Source organism: Brachybacterium sp. AOP42-C2-15 (genome assembly GCF_052377065.1).
In the GTDB taxonomy this organism is placed as follows: Bacteria; Actinomycetota; Actinomycetes; order Actinomycetales; family Dermabacteraceae; genus Brachybacterium.
Window position 1 is genome coordinate 36781 of sequence record NZ_JBQSWK010000004.1, and the last position, 16736, is coordinate 53516.

The window sequence follows — 16736 nt, forward strand, 5'->3', positions numbered from 1 at the left end:
GATGACGCCATCGTCCCTGTCCCCGTCCCGGAGGGAGCCCACCAGGCCATGCCGCTGCGCACCGTCTGGCGCCGTATTCGCCACCTGGAGAGCCTGGTGGCGGAGACAGCCCGTCGCGATCGGACGAAGCGGCGGATGCGCACCCTCGACAGCGCGCTCACCTTGTCAGAGAGCTCCGCCTCAGGGAGCGCCGCACGAGCCGTGCTGGACGCCCCTCTTCCCTTCCGTGCGCGAGACCTTCCGGTGCGGGCAGTCCCCCTGCGCTCCTCACAGGAGCACGCGCACGAGCTGCTGGGGCACGTGCGAGAGGCCCTCGGCGCGGAAGGGATCACCGCGGTCGCCGTCCGGTCGCCCACTGCCGCCTCCGCTGTGCTGGGCGTGCGCCGGGAGGACTGGGGGCGCGCGGCCGCGGTCCTCACCCGCGATCTCGACCACGTGCTGCTGGGCAGCGGTGATGCTGCCGCGGGCTGCGCCGTCTACAGCGCCGCACCCCCCACCGAAGATGTCGAGGGCGCCTCCACCCTCCATCTCCTGGCCCCCGCCGTCACGCTCCACGAGGGCCGCGTCATCGCCCGCTACGGCTTCGAGACGGCCGTGCGCCTCGAGCGCTGGGACCGGGCCGACGGCGGCCGCTTCACCGCCGCCGTCTGGAACAAGTTCACGGAGCTCCTCGAGGAGGAGGCCTTCCAGCCGGCGACGGCGGCAGCAGACCTCCCCGCCCCGCCCGGCGTCCCCTCGGCGACCCCCTCGCCCGCACTCGGGACCACCGCGCAGGACGCGCTCGCCCCGCTGCAGCAGACCGCGCTGCTCGAGGTCGGCTTCCCGATCGACGTGGTCTACACCTGGGTCGACGGCACCGACCCGGACTGGCTGGCCCGCAAGCGCACGGCCCTCGAGGCCGATACGGGGCACGGGATGACCGAGCATGCCGCCGCCGATCTGCGCTTCGTGGCGCACGATGAGCTGCGCCATTCCCTGCGCTCCCTCGAGCAGTACGCACCGTGGGTGCGCCACGTCTACCTGGTCACGGACCGCCAGCGCCCCACCTGGCTGCGAACGGACCATCCGCGGCTCACGGTCGTCGACCACGCGGACATCGCTCCGGCCGGGACCAGGCTGCCGACCTTCAACTCGCAGGCGATCGAGGCGAACCTGCACCGGATCGAAGGGCTCAGCGAGCACTTCCTGTACTTCAACGACGACGTCTTCCTCTCCTCCCCCGTCGCCCCCGAGCTCTTCTTCAACCCCAACGGGATCGCGTCGATGTACATGTCCCGCGCGCATGTCGCCCCCGGCGCGCCGGCCCAGGGAGAGCCCGCCTCCGACTCCGCCGGGAAGAACGCCCGGGCGCTCGTGCACGAGGCGACCGGGAAGCGGGTCTCCCGCAAGCTCTTCCACACCCCGTTCGCCCTGCGCCGCACGATCTCGCAGGAGATCGAGGAGCGCTGGCCGGAGGTCGTCGCCGCGACCCGCGACGCCCAGTTCCGCCGCATCGACGACGTGACGCTCTCCGGCGCCCTGCACATGAACTACGCCCACGCCACCGGGCGTGCGGTCACCCGCGGCATCCGCTACCGCTACGTGAACGTCGGCGCTCCCGACGCGGCCGAGCGGCTGGCCGGCCTCGAGCAGGACCGGGACGTGCTGGAGACCTTCTGCCTCAACGAGTCCACCCAGGAGCTCGATGCTGCGGTGATCGACGCCCAGGTGCGCGCCTTCCTGCGGCGCCGCTTCCCCGATGCCAGCTCCTTCGAGATCCCGGGGCGGGCATGAGCACGGCCCACCGCGCTTCCCTGATCCTGGGCACCTGGCGGGCTCCCGATTCCGCCGCCGCCGGCGCTCCCCTCTGGGGGCAGGCATTGCCGGCCTCGGTCTGGCGGACCGTGCTGGGCGATGCGGCGGTGACCCTCGAGTTCGAGGGCGGGCCCGCCACCCTGTGGGCGGCCCGTTCCGGGCAGCGCTGGCCGCTCGCCGTCGATATCGTCGGCGGCCACCAGGTGCGGCTCTCCGCCCGAGGGCCGCAGTGGCTCTGGATCGAGGGGCCGGTCGGCACCGTCACCTGGAGCGTCGAGCGTGCGGTCGAGCTGCCGCCCGTCACGGTGGTGATGCCCACCCGGGGCCGCGAGCAGGATGCGATCACCCAGGCCGAGCGCTTCGCCCGGATGCACTGCGTCGATGAGGTGATCGTCGTCGATCAGGGCCACACCCTCGCCCAGCTGCCCGCCGTCACCCGGCTGCTCGCCGAGCGGCCGGAGATCCGGCTGATCACCCAGCCGAACCTCGGTGGTTCCGGCGGCTATGCCCGCGGGATGCTCGAGACCGCCGCCTCCCCCGGCCACGCGGTGCTGTTCTCCGACGATGATGCGGTGCTGTCCGAGGAGTCCCTGCGCCGCATGGTCACCTTCCAGGCGCTGTGCGCGGTCCCCACCATCCTGGGCACCCCGCTGTTCTCCTCCGAGCAGCCGGACCGCCTGATCGCCGTGTCGGAGGCGGTGCGGGGCGGGGACTTCCAGTGGCATGCCACGGACGGCATCCGGCGGCCCGTCGAGCTGTCGGGCACCACCCCCGAGCAGTGGAGCTTCCTGCGCGCCCATGGCGAGGCCAACTACACCGGCTGGTGGGCGACCCTGTTCCCGCCCGGCACGGCAGCGGAGCTGGGACTGCCGGCCCCCTACTTCCTGAAATGGGACGACGCCGAGTACGGGCTGCGGGCCACCGAGCACGGGTACCACCACGTGGTGCTGCCCGGGACCAGCGTCCATCACCCGCCCTGGACCATGTACCGCACCCAGATGACCTGGACCGCACGGGTGCTGCACCGCAACCGGCTGGCGACCGCCGCCGCGCACGGCTCCGGCCGCGGCGTGATCGCCTCCTCCCTGCTGCACCAGGGCAAGCACATCCTCTCCGGGCTGCACCTGACCACCGCGCTGTGGGACGACGGCATCGGGTCCTTCCTCGCCGGCCCCGACTCCTGGCTCGGACGGGACCTCGCACGGGCCCGGGCCGACGGCGGGAAAGTGATCGCCGAGTGGACGATGCAGGCGGGTGCCGACTGGACGACGCAGGCGGGCGCCGACTGGACGGCCCGGACGGATGCCGATCGCGCAGCCGAGCCCCTCGCGATCACCCGCCACCGCCCGCTGCCGCTGCTGCGCGCCCTCACCCGCGCGACGCTGCGCCTGCTGCGCCCGGACCGGCCGCCGCGCCTGGTGATGGGTGTGCGGGAGGACCGCCTGACCTGGCGCACCGCCCTCGGGGCGGACGCGATCGTGATCACCGACGCGACCGGCCGGGCCCTGATGGCCCACCCGGTGCGCGGCTCGACAGGACGCCGCCTCCTGCTCGGCACGGCGCGGCGCCACCTGCGGATGGCCTTGCGCTGGGGGCCCCTGCGCCGCAGCTATCGCCGTGCCCTGCCCCTGACCACCACCACCCAGGCCTGGTCGCAGCTGTTCGACTGCACCGACCCGACCACCTCGCCCCGCGAAGGGAGCAGGCCTTGCAGCCTCGAGAGAACACCCTGAACCGCCGACTGCGCAGCATGGGCGGGCGGCTCCTGCGCCGCTACCACCTGCTGCCCGGCGGAATGCCCGACGGCCTCGGCGACGACGAGGACCTCCAGGACCAGTCCCTGCACGGCGACGTCATCGTCTACTTCGCCGACACCATAGAGAGCATCTACCAGCTGCGCGGCTGGTACGGCCCGCTCCGAGCACTCCATGCGGAGCTGGGCGTGACCGTGGTGTGCATGGACTCCCGGGTCGCGGAGGTGCTGCGGGACGAGATGGACATGCCGGTGGTGACGGTCGCCCTGGACGCCACCCTCGACGGGCTGATCGCCCGCAGCGACACCAAGCTGATCCTGTACGTGAACTACAACCCGATGAACACGGCGCCGCTGCGCTCCCGATCGGTCATCCACGTGTCCCTGCTGCACGGGGACTCGGACAAGGGCGTCTCGGTCTCCAACCAGGTGAAGGCCTACGACTACTCCTTCGTGGCGGGGCAGGCGGCGATCGACCGCTATGCGCGGTACACCTCCCTGTTCGACGCCGCCGCCCGCTGCCTCCCCGTCGGCCGCCCCGCCCTGGACACCGACCGGGAGGCGGTCGCCGTCCCGGAGCGCCGGGATGAACGACCGGTCGTGCTCTACGCGCCCACCTGGGAGGGCGGCCAGGCCTCTGTCGCCTACAGCTCGCTGCGCACCCACGCCGAGACGCTGCTGCGCGCCGTGCAGGAGGAGGGGGCCCGGATCATCTATCGCCCCCATCCGCTGACCGGGGTGCGGGTGCCGGAGTTCGGCGAAGCGGACCGGACGGTGCGGGAGCTGCTCGCCGAGGGCGGGCACACCATCTCCGACGACCGCCCGCTGTCGCTCGACGTCGCGGAGGCGGATCTGCTGATCTGCGACGTCTCCGCCGTCGCGAACGACTGGCTCGCCACCGGCAAGCCGCTGATCATCACCACCCCCGCCGAAGGAACTGCTCAGGAGGCCGGTACCCGGATGCTCGATGTGCTCCCCCGTCTCACCGTTCAGGAGGCGTCGGCCGCCGGGCGGCTCGCCATGGAGGCGATCTCCCGCGATCCGGGCCGTGAGGAGCGACTGCGCCTGAGCGAGTACTACCTCGGGGACACCACCCCGGGGGCGTCCCTCGACCGCTTCCTCACCACCTGCCGCGACCTCGCAGCGCAGCGGGACGAGCAGTGGGCGCGGATCGGCGGGCCCGATCCGAGCCCGCCCGACCCGCCCGCTCCCGCTCCGCCGACGGACGAGGCGCCGTCCGCTCCGAGCAGCCGGGTCACGACCCCGTGAGCCGGCCCGTCCCCTACACCGCCGGGACCCGCACCTCGACCGCGCAGACCCTCCGGGAGCTGGTGCGCACCCGGAAGATCCTCGCGGTGCTGATCCGGCGCGACCTCAAGCTGCGCTACGCCGATTCGATGCTCGGCTATGTCTGGACCGTGCTCGAGCCGCTGATGATGGGCTCGATCTACTGGTTCGTGTTCACGGTGATCTTCCATCGCACGGTGGGCGCGGAGCCGTACATCATCTTCCTGCTCTCCGGGCTGCTGCCGTTCATGTGGTTCACCAACGGGATCAACGAGGGCATCCAGTCGCTGGCCTCCCAGCGGCGGCTGATCGCCTCGACCTCCCTGCCGCGCCAGATCTGGGTGCTGCGCAGCACCGGCGCGAAGGGCGTGGAGTTCCTGCTGTCGATCCCGGTGCTCGCCGTCTTCGCGGTGTTCTACCGGCCGCAGTTCGATCTGCAGCTGGTGCTCTTCCCCGTCGGCATCCTGATCCAGCTGATGCTGCTGCTGGGACTCGCCCTCCTGTTCTCCCCGATCACCATGCTGGTGCGGGACGTGGAGCCGCTGATCCGGGTGGCCACGCGTGCGCTGTTCTACGCCTCCCCGATCATCTACAGCCTGAACGACGTGGTGGTCACGTCACTGCCGCCGGTGGTCGTCGGGCTCTACAAGTTCAATCCGCTCACCGGGATCCTGGAGTGCTATCGCGCCGGGCTCTTCCCCGGTCCGGTGCACTGGGACGCGATCCTCGTGGCCGCCACCATCTCTGCCGCCATTCTGGTGATCGGCTGGACGGTGTTCGGTCGCATGGAGCGTCAGGTGCTGAAGGAGGTCTGATGAACGACACGAACATTCTCCCCGCTGCCGACTCCCCCACCGGGGGGCCCGCCGGGAGCCCTGCCGCCCCCGTGATCTCGCTGGACGGGGTGGGAGTCGAGTTCTCCCGCAAGCGTCGCGACCTGAGCCTGCGCTCGATGCTCTTCCGCCGCGACAAGGGCCCCGACGGCGACGCCTTCTGGGGCCTCAAGGACATCTCCTTCGAGGTGGGTCAGGGCGAGGCGGTCGGCGTCGTGGGCCGCAACGGGCAGGGCAAGTCCACGCTGCTGAAGGTGGTGGCGGGGGTGCTGCTGCCCGATGCGGGCCGGGTCTCGGTGACCGGCGGCGTGGCACCGCTGATCGAGATCACCGGCGGTTTCGCCCCGGACCTCACCGGGCGGGAGAACATCCATCTCGCCGCCGGCCTGCACGGGATGCGGAAGGAGACCATCGCGGCGAAGTTCGACGAGATCGTCGACTTCGCGGAGATGGAGAAGTTCCTGGACACGCCGTTCCGGCACTTCTCCTCCGGGATGAAGGTCCGGCTCGCGTTCTCCGTGATCTCGCAGCTCGATGAGCCGATCATCCTGGTCGACGAGGTGCTCGCGGTCGGCGACAAGGCCTTCCGCACCAAGTGCTACATGCGGATCGAGGAGCTGCTGGCCGCGAACCGCACCCTCTTCCTGGTCTCCCACAAGGACAACGACCTGCGCCGCTTCTGCACCCGAGGGCTCTACCTGCGCCAGGGACAGCTGGTCCAGGACGGACCGATCCGCGAGGTGCTCACCGCCTACGAGAAGGAATCCTGAGTCGGCGATGAGACCAGAAGAGATGACACCAGCAGAGAGGAGACACCCATGACGACGGCCGCTGCGACGTTCTCGCTGGTCCTGCTCAACGGCGGGGTGGGGGCCCGGGTCGGAGCGGGACAGCCCAAGCAGCTGCTCAAGCTGCGCGGCATCCCGATCCTCGTGTACACCCTGGTCACCGCGGATCGCCTGCCGCAGGTAGGGCAGATCGTGGTGAACTTCCCCGAGGGCTGGCGGAAGGAGATCGAGGAGGTGCTCGAGGCCTACGCGATCTCCACCCCGATCACGCTGGTGCCGGGAGCGCCGACGCGTCATTCCTCGGTGCGCGAGATGCTCCCGCACTGCGAGTACGACCAGATCCTCCTGCACGAGTCCGCCCGCCCGCTGGCGACCGCCGCGGACTTCACGCGCCTGATCGACTCGCCCTGGCAGAACGTCGCGCTGATGTCACCGATCCCCTTCACCGTCGCGCCCGTGGATCCCGAGACCCACCAGGTCACCGGCTCGCTGGACCGGGACCGGCTGCGCAATGTGCAGCTGCCCCAGAAGTTCCGGCGCACCGATCTGGTCGCCGCCCACGAGAAGGCCCTGTCCGAGGGCATCGAGTACACGGAGGACGCGACCCTGGTCGCCGACGCCGGCTTCCCGGTGCACTTCCTCGATGGCAGCGACACCAACCTCAAGGTGACCTCCCCGACCGACGTCCGCATGGCCACCGTGCTGCTGCAGGGAGAGAGGGATCGAGATGTCTGAGCAGACCACCGCGCGCAGTGCTCAGCCAGAGCTTCCCGGCCGCACCGCCCTGATCACCGGCGCCTCCCGCGGGATCGGACTGGCGACCGCCCGCCGGCTCGCGCAGGAGCCGGACATCTCCACGATCATCCTCGTCTCCCGCAGCGCCGAGGACCTCGACCAGGCCGCCGGGCTGCTGCGCGAGGAGGATGACGGCAGCACCCGCTTCCTGTCCTGCGTGCTCGACGTCGGCGACCGCTCCGCCCTCAAGCGCGCCGCGAAGCGGCTCTACGACGAGGTGGGCCACATCCATCTGCTGGTGAACAACGCCGGTTACACGAACCCGGTGCCGCTGCAGCAGGTCAGGATGCCGGACTTCGAGCGCACCATGGAGGTGAACCTCTATGCACCGTTCCTGCTGGTGAAGACTCTCCTCAATCGCGGCAACGTCTTCGACCTGATCGTGAACGTGGCCTCCACCGCCGGGGTCACCGGGCGTTCGGGCTGGCTGACCTATTCGGCGTCGAAGTCCGCGCTGATCACCATGAGCGAGGTGATGCGGGAGGAGCTCTCGATCTACGGCACCCGGGTCGCGTGCATCTCCCCCGGGCGCACCGCGACCGAGCTGCGGCGCGTGCTCGCCCCGGACGAGGATCCGCGCACGATCATGCAGCCCGAGCATGTCGCCGAGGTGATCGGCGCGCTGACCTCCCCGGTGGGCGCCTACATCGATTCGGAGAACATCATCGTGCGGCAGTGAGGCGGGTGCTGGTGCGGCCGGTGCGGCCAGGGCAGCCCGCGTCCGCTCCGTCTCCGCTCTGCGTCCCCTCCGCGTCTTCGCCGCCTCTTCGCCGGGTCTTCTTGCGTCTTCTTCGCGTCCGCTCCGCTCAGTGCTCGGGCCGGCCCAGGCGCCAGTACCCCATGAAGGAGACCTGCTTCCGGTCCAGCCCCAGCTCGCTGACCAGGTGTCGGCGCAGGGTCTTGATCACCCCGGCCTCCCCCGCCAGCCAGGCGTAGAAGGCGCCGTGCCCGGTGGTCGTCTCCCACAGCATGGTCTCGTCGACGTCGACGTCCTCGAGCTCCGGTGACGCGGCTGCAGCGGACCCGTCGGCCCCTGCGAAGCCATCGGCCCCCGCGGAGCCCTCAGGCGCTGCGGGATCATCCCCCGCCGTGCCCCGGAATGCCTGGGCGTTCGCGCTCATCAGCTCCCGCACCGCGGCGTCGAGCAGCTCGCCGTGCGGGCGGCCCTCGCGGGGCAGCCAGGTCACCTGCACCCCGGAGCGGGTCAGCAGCTGCTGCTGGTCACCGGCCTCGGGCACCTCGAGCAGAGCGTGACCGCTGATCGAGGCGGGCAGCGCCTCGAGGATCGAGCCGACGGCCGGCAGCGCGGTCTCGTCGCCCACCAGCAGCACGGTGCGGGCGGTGCCGGGCCGGAACTCGATGCCGCCGTACTCGGGGCCCACCAGATGCCGGTTGGGACCGAGCATCGTGAGCGTGTCACCGACCCTCGCATCCCGGGCCCAGCGGGCGGCGACGCCCTGGCCGGGGACCTCGACGGGGTCGAGGTGCAGGACCACGTCGATGTCGATCTCGGGGTTCGCGGTGTGGTTCCCGGGATGGCCGGCGGCGCGATGCTCACGCACCGTGTAGGTGCGCATCCAGCCGCGGTCGGTGGGATCGATCTGCAGCCAGCTGCGGTACCAGTCGGAGTGGATGACGGGGTCGAGCAGCGCACCGGGACGCACCGGGGCGAAGTGGTCTGCGCTCGCGGCAGGCCCGGGGATGATCAGCTTGATCCGCAGGTCCAGCACATGGGAGTTGGTGCCGAAGTGCTCGAGCTCAGGGCCGGTCAGGGTGAAGCGCACCAGCGAGGGGCCGAGGCTGCGGCGTGCGGCGACCTCCAGCTCGAAGGCGAGCATCGAGCTGTGGTCCAGGGCGGAGACGCGCGTGTCGGTCGCAGCGGGAGTCTCGGTCGGGGCAGCCTCGGTCGGGGCAGTCGCGGTAGGGGCAGTCGCGCTCAAGGCGGTCTCGGTCGGGGCGGTCTCGGCGGTGGTCGAGATGGGGTCCTCCTCGTGGTGGTGGTGTGCACCGGGGGCGGTGCGGTCACGGCCCAGCGGCAGCACCATCGGGGTGCCGGTGACCGGATCGGGGGCGATGTGGGCATCCAGGGCGAAGACCTCATGCGCCATCTGGCGGGTGATGACCTCGGCCGGCGTGCCCTGGGAATGGATCTCGCCGGAGCGCATGGCGACCAGGTGATCGGCGTAGCGCGCGGCGAGGTTCAGGTCATGCAGCACGATCCCCACGGTGGTGCCGCGCTCCCGCTGCAGGTCCCTGACCACGTCGAGCACCTCGAGCTGGTGGGTGACATCGAGGTAGGTGGTGGGTTCGTCCAGCAGCAGCACCTCCGTCTGCTGGGCGAGCGCCATCGCGATCCAGACCCGCTGGCGCTGCCCGCCGGAGAGCTCCTCGAGCAGCCGGTCCTGCAGCGCGTCGGTGCGAGTGGCGGCGAGCGCCTCGGCCACCGCCAGCTCGTCCTGGTCGGACCATTGCGGGAACAGGCCCTGGTGGGGGAAGCGGCCGCGGGTGACCAGCTCCCTCACGGTGACGCCGTCGGGGGCGATCGGAGTCTGCGGGAGCAGGCCGAGGCGGCGGGCGAGCTCCTTGCCGCGCAGGGAATGGAGATCACGGCCGTCCAGCAGCACGGTGCCGCTGCGCGGAGTGAGCAGGCGTGACATCCCGCGCAGCAGGGTCGACTTCCCGCTGCCGTTGGCGCCCACGATGATCGTGATCTGCCCTTCGGGCAGGCTCAGGCTGAGGTCGCGGACGATGTCCCGACGGTCATAGGCCAGGTGCAGGTTGCGGGTCTCGATCAGTGCCATCGTGGCGAGGTCACCTTCCGGGTCCGGAGAACGTGGTGCGGGTGAGCATCCACAGCAGGAACGGGGCACCGAGCGCGCCGGTGATGACTCCGGCGGGCAGCTCGGTGGAGCCGAAGAGGTTCTGGCCGGCGATGTCGGCGAGCAGCACGATCACGGCGCCGACGGCGGCGGACAGCACGAAGCTGGGCCGGCCGGCGAGCATCCGGGCGATCGGCCCGGCGAGGAAGGCCACGAAGGAGAGCGGGCCGGTGACCGCGACCGTCAACGCGCAGAGGATCACCGCGACCATGATCAGCCAGATCCGGGTGCGGGGCACCGCGAGGCCGAGCCCGGTGGCGGTCTCATCGCCCAGCTGCAGGATCCGCAGCCGGGGCACCAGCAGTGCGAGGACCGGAAGCAGCACCGCCAGAGCGATCGCGAGCACCACCACTCGGTCCCAGGTGGAGGTGGACAGCGAGCCGACCAGCCAGTGCATCGCGTCCCCGGCGGATTGCAGGGTGAGCCGGGTGAGCAGGTAGGAGACCAGGGCGCTGAGCGCCGCGGCGACCCCGATGCCCACCAGCACGAAGCGGTTGTCCACCGCGCCGGTCGCGCCCGGGCGGCCCGCTCCGGCCACCGCGAGGATCAGCAGCGCCGTCAGCACGCCGCCCAGCAGCGTGAACCAGAACAGCGCGCGGCCGTCGGTCTCGAAGAAGCTCATCGCGATCACCGCCCCGGCCGAGGCGCCGAGGGTCACCCCGATCACGTCAGGGCTGGCCAGCGGGTTCCGCAGCAGGGTCTGGAAGATGGTGCCGGAGAGCCCGAAGGCGATGCCGGCCAGCAGCGCGACCACCGCGGTGGGCAGGCGGTTCTCCATCACGATGAAGGAGATGCCGGGGATCGCCTCGCCGCCGATCACCCGCAGCGCCTGGTCCAGCGGCACCATCGGGGTGCCCAGCAGCACGCGGGCCGCGACCAGGGCCAGCACGATCACCCCGGCGACCAGGGCGGTCAGCGCAGTGCGGCGGGAACGGCCGGGAGAGCGCGGGCGGGAGCCGGGGCCCGGGCGGGAGGCGCGCGGCGCGGGCTCGGGAGCGGGAGCGGGAGCGGCGTTCACAGCCCCACCTGCCGCCGGGTGCGCAGCAGCACCACGAAGACGGGCACTCCGATCAGGGCGGTCATCACGCCGACCTGCACCTCGGCGGGCGGGGCGACCACCCTGCCCACGGTGTCGGCCAGCAGGATCAGCACCGGGCCGCCCAGCAGGCACAGCGGGACGATGCGCCGGTAGTCGCCGCCTACCAGCAGCCGTGCGGCATGCGGGACCACCAGGCCGAGGAAGCCGACGGGCCCGGCGAGCGCGACCGCCGCCCCGCACAGCAGGATGATCGCGATCCCCAGCACGATCCGTGCCCGTGCCACCCTCACGCCGAGGCCCACCGCGGCGTCGTCGCCGAGGGCGAGGGCGTTGAGCACACCGGTGGTCCCCGTGATCAGCACCGCCCCGATCGCCATCAGCGCCGCGACGACCGCGATATCGGAGAGGCTGCGGGCGCCGAGGGTGCCCACCTGCCAGAACCGCAGCCGGTCCAGGGACGCGTCGTCGAGAAGCACCAGTGCGTTGATCACCGAGCCGAGACCGGCGGTGACCGCCGCCCCGGCGAGCGCGAGCTTCACCGGGGTGGCGCCGTCGCGTCCGAGCGAGGCGACGGCGTAGACGACGACGGTGCCGACGGCGGCGCCGATCAGGGCGAGCACCATGAACTCGGCGACGGCGGATGCATCCAGGAGGAACACCCCGATCACCACGCTGGTGGTGGCGCCTGCGTTGATCCCCAGGATGCCGGGGTCCGCGAGCGGGTTGCGGGTCACTCCCTGCATCGCGGCGCCGGCCACGGCGAGCGCCGCACCGACGGCGACCCCGGCGGCGGTGCGCAGCAGCCGGGCATGGATCACGGCGTGGTCCGCGAAGCCTGCGTCGTAGGCGGTCAGCGCATCCCACACGGTGCTCGGGGCGACGGTGCGGGCGCCGATCATGAGGGAGAGCAGGCTGGCGATCGCCAGGGCCAGGAGGCCTCCGGCGATCGCCAGCGGGGTGGAGCGTCGCACCGTGGCTGCTCAGCCCCGGACGTGCTGAGCGGTCTCGACGATGGACGGCACCAGGTGCTCGAGCGCCCAGGGCAGGCTCAGCGCATTGGCTGCGGAGATCGACAGCGTGAGGTGGTCGTCGTCGGTGAGCACCACCCCGCCGGAGGCCACCGCGGGGATCTGCGCGAACAGCGGATTCGCCTGGAAGTCCTCGACCGTGGTGCCGGGCGCGGCCCAGGTGTAGAAGAGGTCTGAGACCAGCTCGTCGGCGCGCTCGGCGGACCATTCGAGGTAGAAGCTGTCCGCCCCGGGGGTGTTCTCGTCGATGACCTCCGCCTGGGTCATCCCCAGCGCGGTGAAGAAGCGCGGGCGGGTGTCCTCGCCGACGTAGAGATTGATCGAGTTGTCCGCGAGGCCCAGGGTGCCGGCGATGAAGGTGGCGCCCGCGACGGCCGGGTTCTCCTCGCCGACGGCGGCGAGATCCGCGGTGATCTGCTCGACGAGGCTCGTGGCCTGCTCGGAGCGACCGGTGGCGGTGCCGACGGCGGTCAGGACGTCCTCCCAGCCGGCGGTGTAGTTCGCCGCCAGCGGGCCGATGGTCGGCGCGATCTTGCTCAGCTGCGTGTACTCCTCCTCGGTGAGGCCGGAATAGGCGGCGATGATGAGGTCCGGGAGCAGCGCCGCGATCTCGTCGTAGTTGATGCCGTCGGACTCGTCGTACTGGGTGGGGGCGTTCTCGGTGCCCCAGTCGGCACCGAGCTCGGTGAGCTTCGCATCGATCCAGTCGGTGGAGCCGTTGTCGTTGCCGCCCCAGGTGACGGTCGGAATCCCGGCCGGCACCACATCGAGCGCGAGCAGGGTGTCGGCGTTGACCCAGGAGACGGTCGCGATGGTGACGGGCTCCGCCTCGATCACGGTCTCGCCGTAGAGGTGGGTGAGGGTGACGGGGAAGGACCCGTCGGCCGCGCCGCCGCCCGCGGTGGGAGCCGTGCTGGTCCCTGCCTCCCCGGAGCAGGCGGCGAGCGCGGGGACGGCGAGCGCCGCTAGGACGAGTGCACGGCGGGAAAGCTTCACAGCGGGTCCTCCAGGTTCGAGACCACCGGGAACCGGTGGTTAGGCGAGCCTGACCTTATTCCGTAATGCCGATGGTGCGCAATTGCCGTCCGGGGCGAGAGCTCTCCGCTGGGGACCGCTCAGGCACGGGGCGACCCCGGGAAAGCGAGCCAGATCACGCTGGCCGCAGACCCCGGGGCCGCTCCGTCCGCGCACCCCGGGCCGCCCTGTGCAGGGAGGCCCGGGGGCCGGGTCACTGCCTGCGGTCGTACGCCGTCTGCTGGATCTCCAAGAACTCGCTCAGCCCGATGCTCTCGAGGGTCTCCACGAAGGTGCCCCACTCGGACAGCGGCAGCTGGCCGGTGATGAAGCCTGCTCGCGCCTCGCCGAGGTACTTGCCGATCTCGGTGCCGACGGTGCCGAGCACGTCGGACTCCTCCGGGGTGAAGGTGAAGGCGGACCACACCTCGGGGATCGCGTACGGCTCCATGGCCTTCGAGCTCTCCATGGCCTGCGGCATGCTCTCCACACCCCCGAACCAGCGCTCGGTCACCCAGCCCGGGTAGCTGCCGCCCATGAAGATCGAGTGCGGCTTGAGGCCGTCATCGACGGACTGCCCCTCGGTGATCTCGGGCAGCAGCTTGTACTCGCCGCCCACCTCTTCCCAGCTGTCCCCCTGGTTGCCGAGGAAGAACTGACGAGCACCCTCCTCGCTGTACCAGTAGTCCATCCAGCGGGCGAGCGCCACGGGATGCTCGCAGCGGTCGGTCATCACGAAGTGGCAGATCGAGGCGAGCTCGGAGCGCACCGCATGCCACACCGGGGTCTCCCCCGCATTGCGGGTCAGCGGGGGCACGACGACGTACTTCTCGCCCACCTCGCCGAAGTATCCGGCAGGGGCGGGCGTCCCGCAGGCGGCCACGATCCCCTCGCTGCCCTGGGCGGTGAAGGTCGCCCGGTCCGAGGAGAAGATGTCTGCCGGGATCAGTCCCTTGCTGTAGAGCCCGTTGAGGTACTCCATCATCTCGCGGTAGCCGTCGGTGATGGGGAAGTAGCGCACCTTCCCCGTGTCCGGATCCAGATCGATCTGTCCCCCGGCGGTGCCCTGGTTCGCCACCCCGAAGGCGCCGTAGAGCGTCGGGTAGGTCTCTCCCAGGTTCACGGGGTCGGTGAGGCCGATCGCGCCGTCGATCGTGTTGACGGACTCCTCGAGATAGGCCTGGAACTCCTCGGTCGTCTCGGGCACGGCCATGCCGAACTGGTCCAGCCAGTCCTGCCGGGCCCAGAGCTTGAACATGTATCGCAGGCCCAGGAAGCTCGGGTCGTAGATCTGGGGCGTGGAGTAGATGTTCCCGTCCGGGAAGGTCAGCCCCTCGCGGATCTGGGGGCTCTTCTCCATCAGCGCGGTCAGGTTCGGCATGTGCTTCTCGAGCAGATCGTTCAGCGCGATGAAGGTGCCTCGCTCCCCGTAGGTGGCGATGTCCCCGGTTCCGACCCCCGTGCGGTAGAACGCGCTGGGGTAGTCGCCGCTGCTCAGCACGAGGTTGCGGCGCTCGGTCGCTCCATCCTGGGGGACCAGGCCGAAGTCGATGTGGACGTTGGTGAGCTCCTCGGTCGCCTGGATGACGGAGACCTCGTTCCAGTCCTCTGCGGTGGTCGAGGGGCGGGCGCTGAGGAAGTCGATCGTGATCAGTTCGTTCGCGATCGGCATGCCCTCGGGGGTGATGTTCTCGTCGGGGTTCTCGATCTGGTCGAGGGTGTCGATCTCTTCGCTGTCGTCGCCGCAGGAGGCGAGGACCGCAGCGGAGGCGAGGGCGGCGCCTGACGCCAGCGCGGCACGGCGGGTGAAGGGGTGGTGGGACATGGTGCAGGGATCCTTTCGGGACGTGACTGAACCAGGCGAGTGACCAGTTCAGGGTTTGTGGGGTCGAGGGGTGGCAGGTTCAGGGGAAGGTGCGCCGCAGGCACCAGGCGGCGGCCACGAGAGGGATGCTGATCCCGCAGACGGGCAGCAGTCCCGGCCAGCCGCTGGCGATCAGCGCCATCGGCCAGGCGATCAGAGGAGCCAGCAGGCAGAGGGTCAGCACGGGGCGCCCGAGGCCGACCGCGAGCGCCGCGGTGAACACGACGGCCAGGCGCGGCGGGGCACCGTCGACCTCCCGCCCTGCGATCCAGAGCAGATGCGGCATCAGCGCGACCATCAGGAGCAGGCCCAGCAGCGCAGGCCCCTGCGTGAGTGCGGCCGGGACGGGCGGCAGGCCGCGCGAGAGCCACCAGGTGACGATCAGGGCTCCGCACAGCGTGAGGGCGAGCAGGGTGACGGCGTTGGTGAGCCGCCAGCCCTGGCGCCACTGCTGCCACATGGCGCGGCCGATGGGCAGGTCCCTCTCGCCGCGCATCCAGCGCTGCGCCACTTCGAGCGCGGCGAAGGTGGCGGGGCCGACGCCGAGCACGATCCCGCCGGCCGCTGTGAGCCCGAGCCAGCAGGTGTTCAGCCACACCAGCCGCACCAGCCAGTGCAGGGCGCCGTCGAGGCGGGTCAGCATCGCGCCCTCACCCCTTGACCGAGCCGACGAGCACGCCCTGGGTGAAGAAGCGCTGCAGGAAGGGGTAGATCACCAGCAGCGGGAGCGAAGCGACGATCATCACCGCGTACTTGATCAGGGCGGCCAGTCGCTGCTGCTCGATCAGCGAGCCGGCCGCACCCGCCCCGCCCTGGGAGGTCTCCTGCGAGACCACCAGCAGCTCGCGCAGGACCAGCTGGAGGGTGTACTTGTCCCGATCGGAGAGGTAGATGAGCGCCTTGAAGTACTCATTCCACAGCCCGACCCCATGGAACAGGGCGAGCGTGGCGATGATCGGTGCGGAGAGCGGAATCGCGATGCGCAGGAAGATCTGGATGTCACCCGCGCCGTCGACGGTCGCCGCCTCGGCCAGCTCCTCAGGGACACTCTGGGTGAAGAATGCTCGGCCGACGAGGATCGACCAGGCCCCGGCCGCCCCCGGCACCACCACGGCCCAGATGGTGTCCAGCATGCCCAGGTCCTTGACGACCAGGTAGGTGGGGATGATGCCGCCCGAGAAGAGCATCGTGATCAGGATGTACCAGGTCACCCCGGTGCGGCCCGCCATATTCCGCCGCGAGAGCGCGTAGGAGCAGGGCAGCACGATCAGCAGGTGCAGGGCAACTCCGACGATCGTGTAGATGACGGTGTTGCGGTATCCGGTCCAGATGGACCCCTGGGAGAACACCCGCGCATAGCCGTCCAGGTTCAGGTCGACCGGCCAGAGCCACACCTGGCCCGTCTGCACGGCATGCGGATCGCTCACCGAGGCGATGAGCACGAACCACAGCGGATACCCGATCACGGCGACCACTGCGAGCAGGAAGACGGTGTTGAGGCGGTCGAACCAGCGATCCTCGCGAGAGGTGAGCGGGCGCCGCTTCGGGCGCCGCGAGGCGGGGCCGGGCCCTGACGACTGAGGGCTCCGCACGGCCTGCGGGCTCTGCACGGTTTGAGGGCTCTGCAGGGCCTGCGGGCTCTGGGAAGGGGAGGAGGTCACG

Annotated in this window: 14 protein-coding genes; 7 read left to right on the forward strand and 7 right to left on the reverse strand. The window is 70.9% G+C overall.

Annotated elements, in window-relative coordinates; genetic code table 11:
- Nucleotides 1-48 precede the first annotated feature (48 nt).
- The 7 genes from ACT3SQ_RS03295 to ACT3SQ_RS03325 are packed head-to-tail and all read left to right on the forward strand — an operon-like array spanning nucleotide 49 to nucleotide 7929.
- On the forward strand, nucleotides 49-1773 hold the full coding sequence (locus ACT3SQ_RS03295; RefSeq protein WP_441443687.1) for a Stealth CR1 domain-containing protein: 1725 nt from the start codon (nucleotides 49-51) through the stop codon (nucleotides 1771-1773).
- On the forward strand, nucleotides 1770-3527 hold the full coding sequence (locus ACT3SQ_RS03300) for a glycosyltransferase (RefSeq protein WP_441443686.1): 1758 nt from the start codon (nucleotides 1770-1772) through the stop codon (nucleotides 3525-3527). The genes ACT3SQ_RS03295 and ACT3SQ_RS03300 overlap by 4 nt, the downstream gene beginning before the upstream one ends.
- Nucleotides 3503-4816: a CDP-glycerol glycerophosphotransferase family protein gene (locus ACT3SQ_RS03305; RefSeq protein WP_441443685.1), complete on the forward strand. Its 1314-nt coding sequence runs from the start codon at nucleotides 3503-3505 to the stop codon at nucleotides 4814-4816. The genes ACT3SQ_RS03300 and ACT3SQ_RS03305 overlap by 25 nt, the downstream gene beginning before the upstream one ends.
- Entirely contained in the window at nucleotides 4813-5649 is an 837-nt protein-coding gene (locus ACT3SQ_RS03310; protein ID WP_441443684.1) for an ABC transporter permease, read from the forward strand. Before ACT3SQ_RS03305 ends, ACT3SQ_RS03310 begins: the two co-directional genes overlap by 4 nt.
- Entirely contained in the window at nucleotides 5649-6437 is a 789-nt protein-coding gene (locus ACT3SQ_RS03315) for an ABC transporter ATP-binding protein (protein ID WP_441443683.1), read from the forward strand. Before ACT3SQ_RS03310 ends, ACT3SQ_RS03315 begins: the two co-directional genes overlap by 1 nt.
- Nucleotides 6438-6485: 48 nt before the next feature.
- Nucleotides 6486-7190, forward strand: coding sequence for an IspD/TarI family cytidylyltransferase (locus ACT3SQ_RS03320; protein WP_441443682.1), 705 nt, complete (start codon nucleotides 6486-6488; stop codon nucleotides 7188-7190).
- Nucleotides 7183-7929 (forward strand): SDR family NAD(P)-dependent oxidoreductase, encoded by a 747-nt coding sequence (locus ACT3SQ_RS03325; RefSeq protein WP_441443681.1) that lies wholly within the window; start codon nucleotides 7183-7185, stop codon nucleotides 7927-7929. Before ACT3SQ_RS03320 ends, ACT3SQ_RS03325 begins: the two co-directional genes overlap by 8 nt.
- A gap of 127 nt (nucleotides 7930-8056) precedes the next feature.
- Here the strand turns inward: ACT3SQ_RS03325 and ACT3SQ_RS03330 are convergent, their stop codons facing one another.
- From ACT3SQ_RS03330 to ACT3SQ_RS03360, 7 genes are all read right to left on the reverse strand, one after another.
- Nucleotides 8057-10051, reverse strand: coding sequence for an SIP domain-containing protein (locus tag ACT3SQ_RS03330; protein WP_441443680.1), 1995 nt, complete (start codon nucleotides 10049-10051; stop codon nucleotides 8057-8059).
- 10 nt (nucleotides 10052-10061) lie between these two features.
- Nucleotides 10062-11147, reverse strand: coding sequence for a FecCD family ABC transporter permease (locus tag ACT3SQ_RS03335; RefSeq protein WP_441443679.1), 1086 nt, complete (start codon nucleotides 11145-11147; stop codon nucleotides 10062-10064).
- Nucleotides 11144-12139: a FecCD family ABC transporter permease gene (locus tag ACT3SQ_RS03340; protein ID WP_441443678.1), complete on the reverse strand. Its 996-nt coding sequence runs from the start codon at nucleotides 12137-12139 to the stop codon at nucleotides 11144-11146. Before ACT3SQ_RS03340 ends, ACT3SQ_RS03335 begins: the two co-directional genes overlap by 4 nt.
- Before the next feature lie 9 nt (nucleotides 12140-12148).
- Complete coding sequence (locus ACT3SQ_RS03345; protein ID WP_444502202.1) at nucleotides 12149-13192, reverse strand: ABC transporter substrate-binding protein; 1044 nt, start codon at nucleotides 13190-13192, stop codon at nucleotides 12149-12151.
- A gap of 232 nt (nucleotides 13193-13424) precedes the next feature.
- A complete protein-coding gene (locus tag ACT3SQ_RS03350) occupies nucleotides 13425-15035 on the reverse strand; it encodes a hypothetical protein (RefSeq protein ID WP_444502203.1) in 1611 nt (536 codons plus the stop codon).
- A 79-nt stretch (nucleotides 15036-15114) separates the two neighbouring features.
- A complete protein-coding gene (locus ACT3SQ_RS03355; protein WP_444502204.1) occupies nucleotides 15115-15717 on the reverse strand; it encodes a YesL family protein in 603 nt (200 codons plus the stop codon).
- Between the two features lie 7 nt (nucleotides 15718-15724).
- A complete protein-coding gene (locus tag ACT3SQ_RS03360) occupies nucleotides 15725-16735 on the reverse strand; it encodes a carbohydrate ABC transporter permease (protein ID WP_444502205.1) in 1011 nt (336 codons plus the stop codon).
- Between the last annotated feature and the right edge of the window lies 1 nt (nucleotide 16736).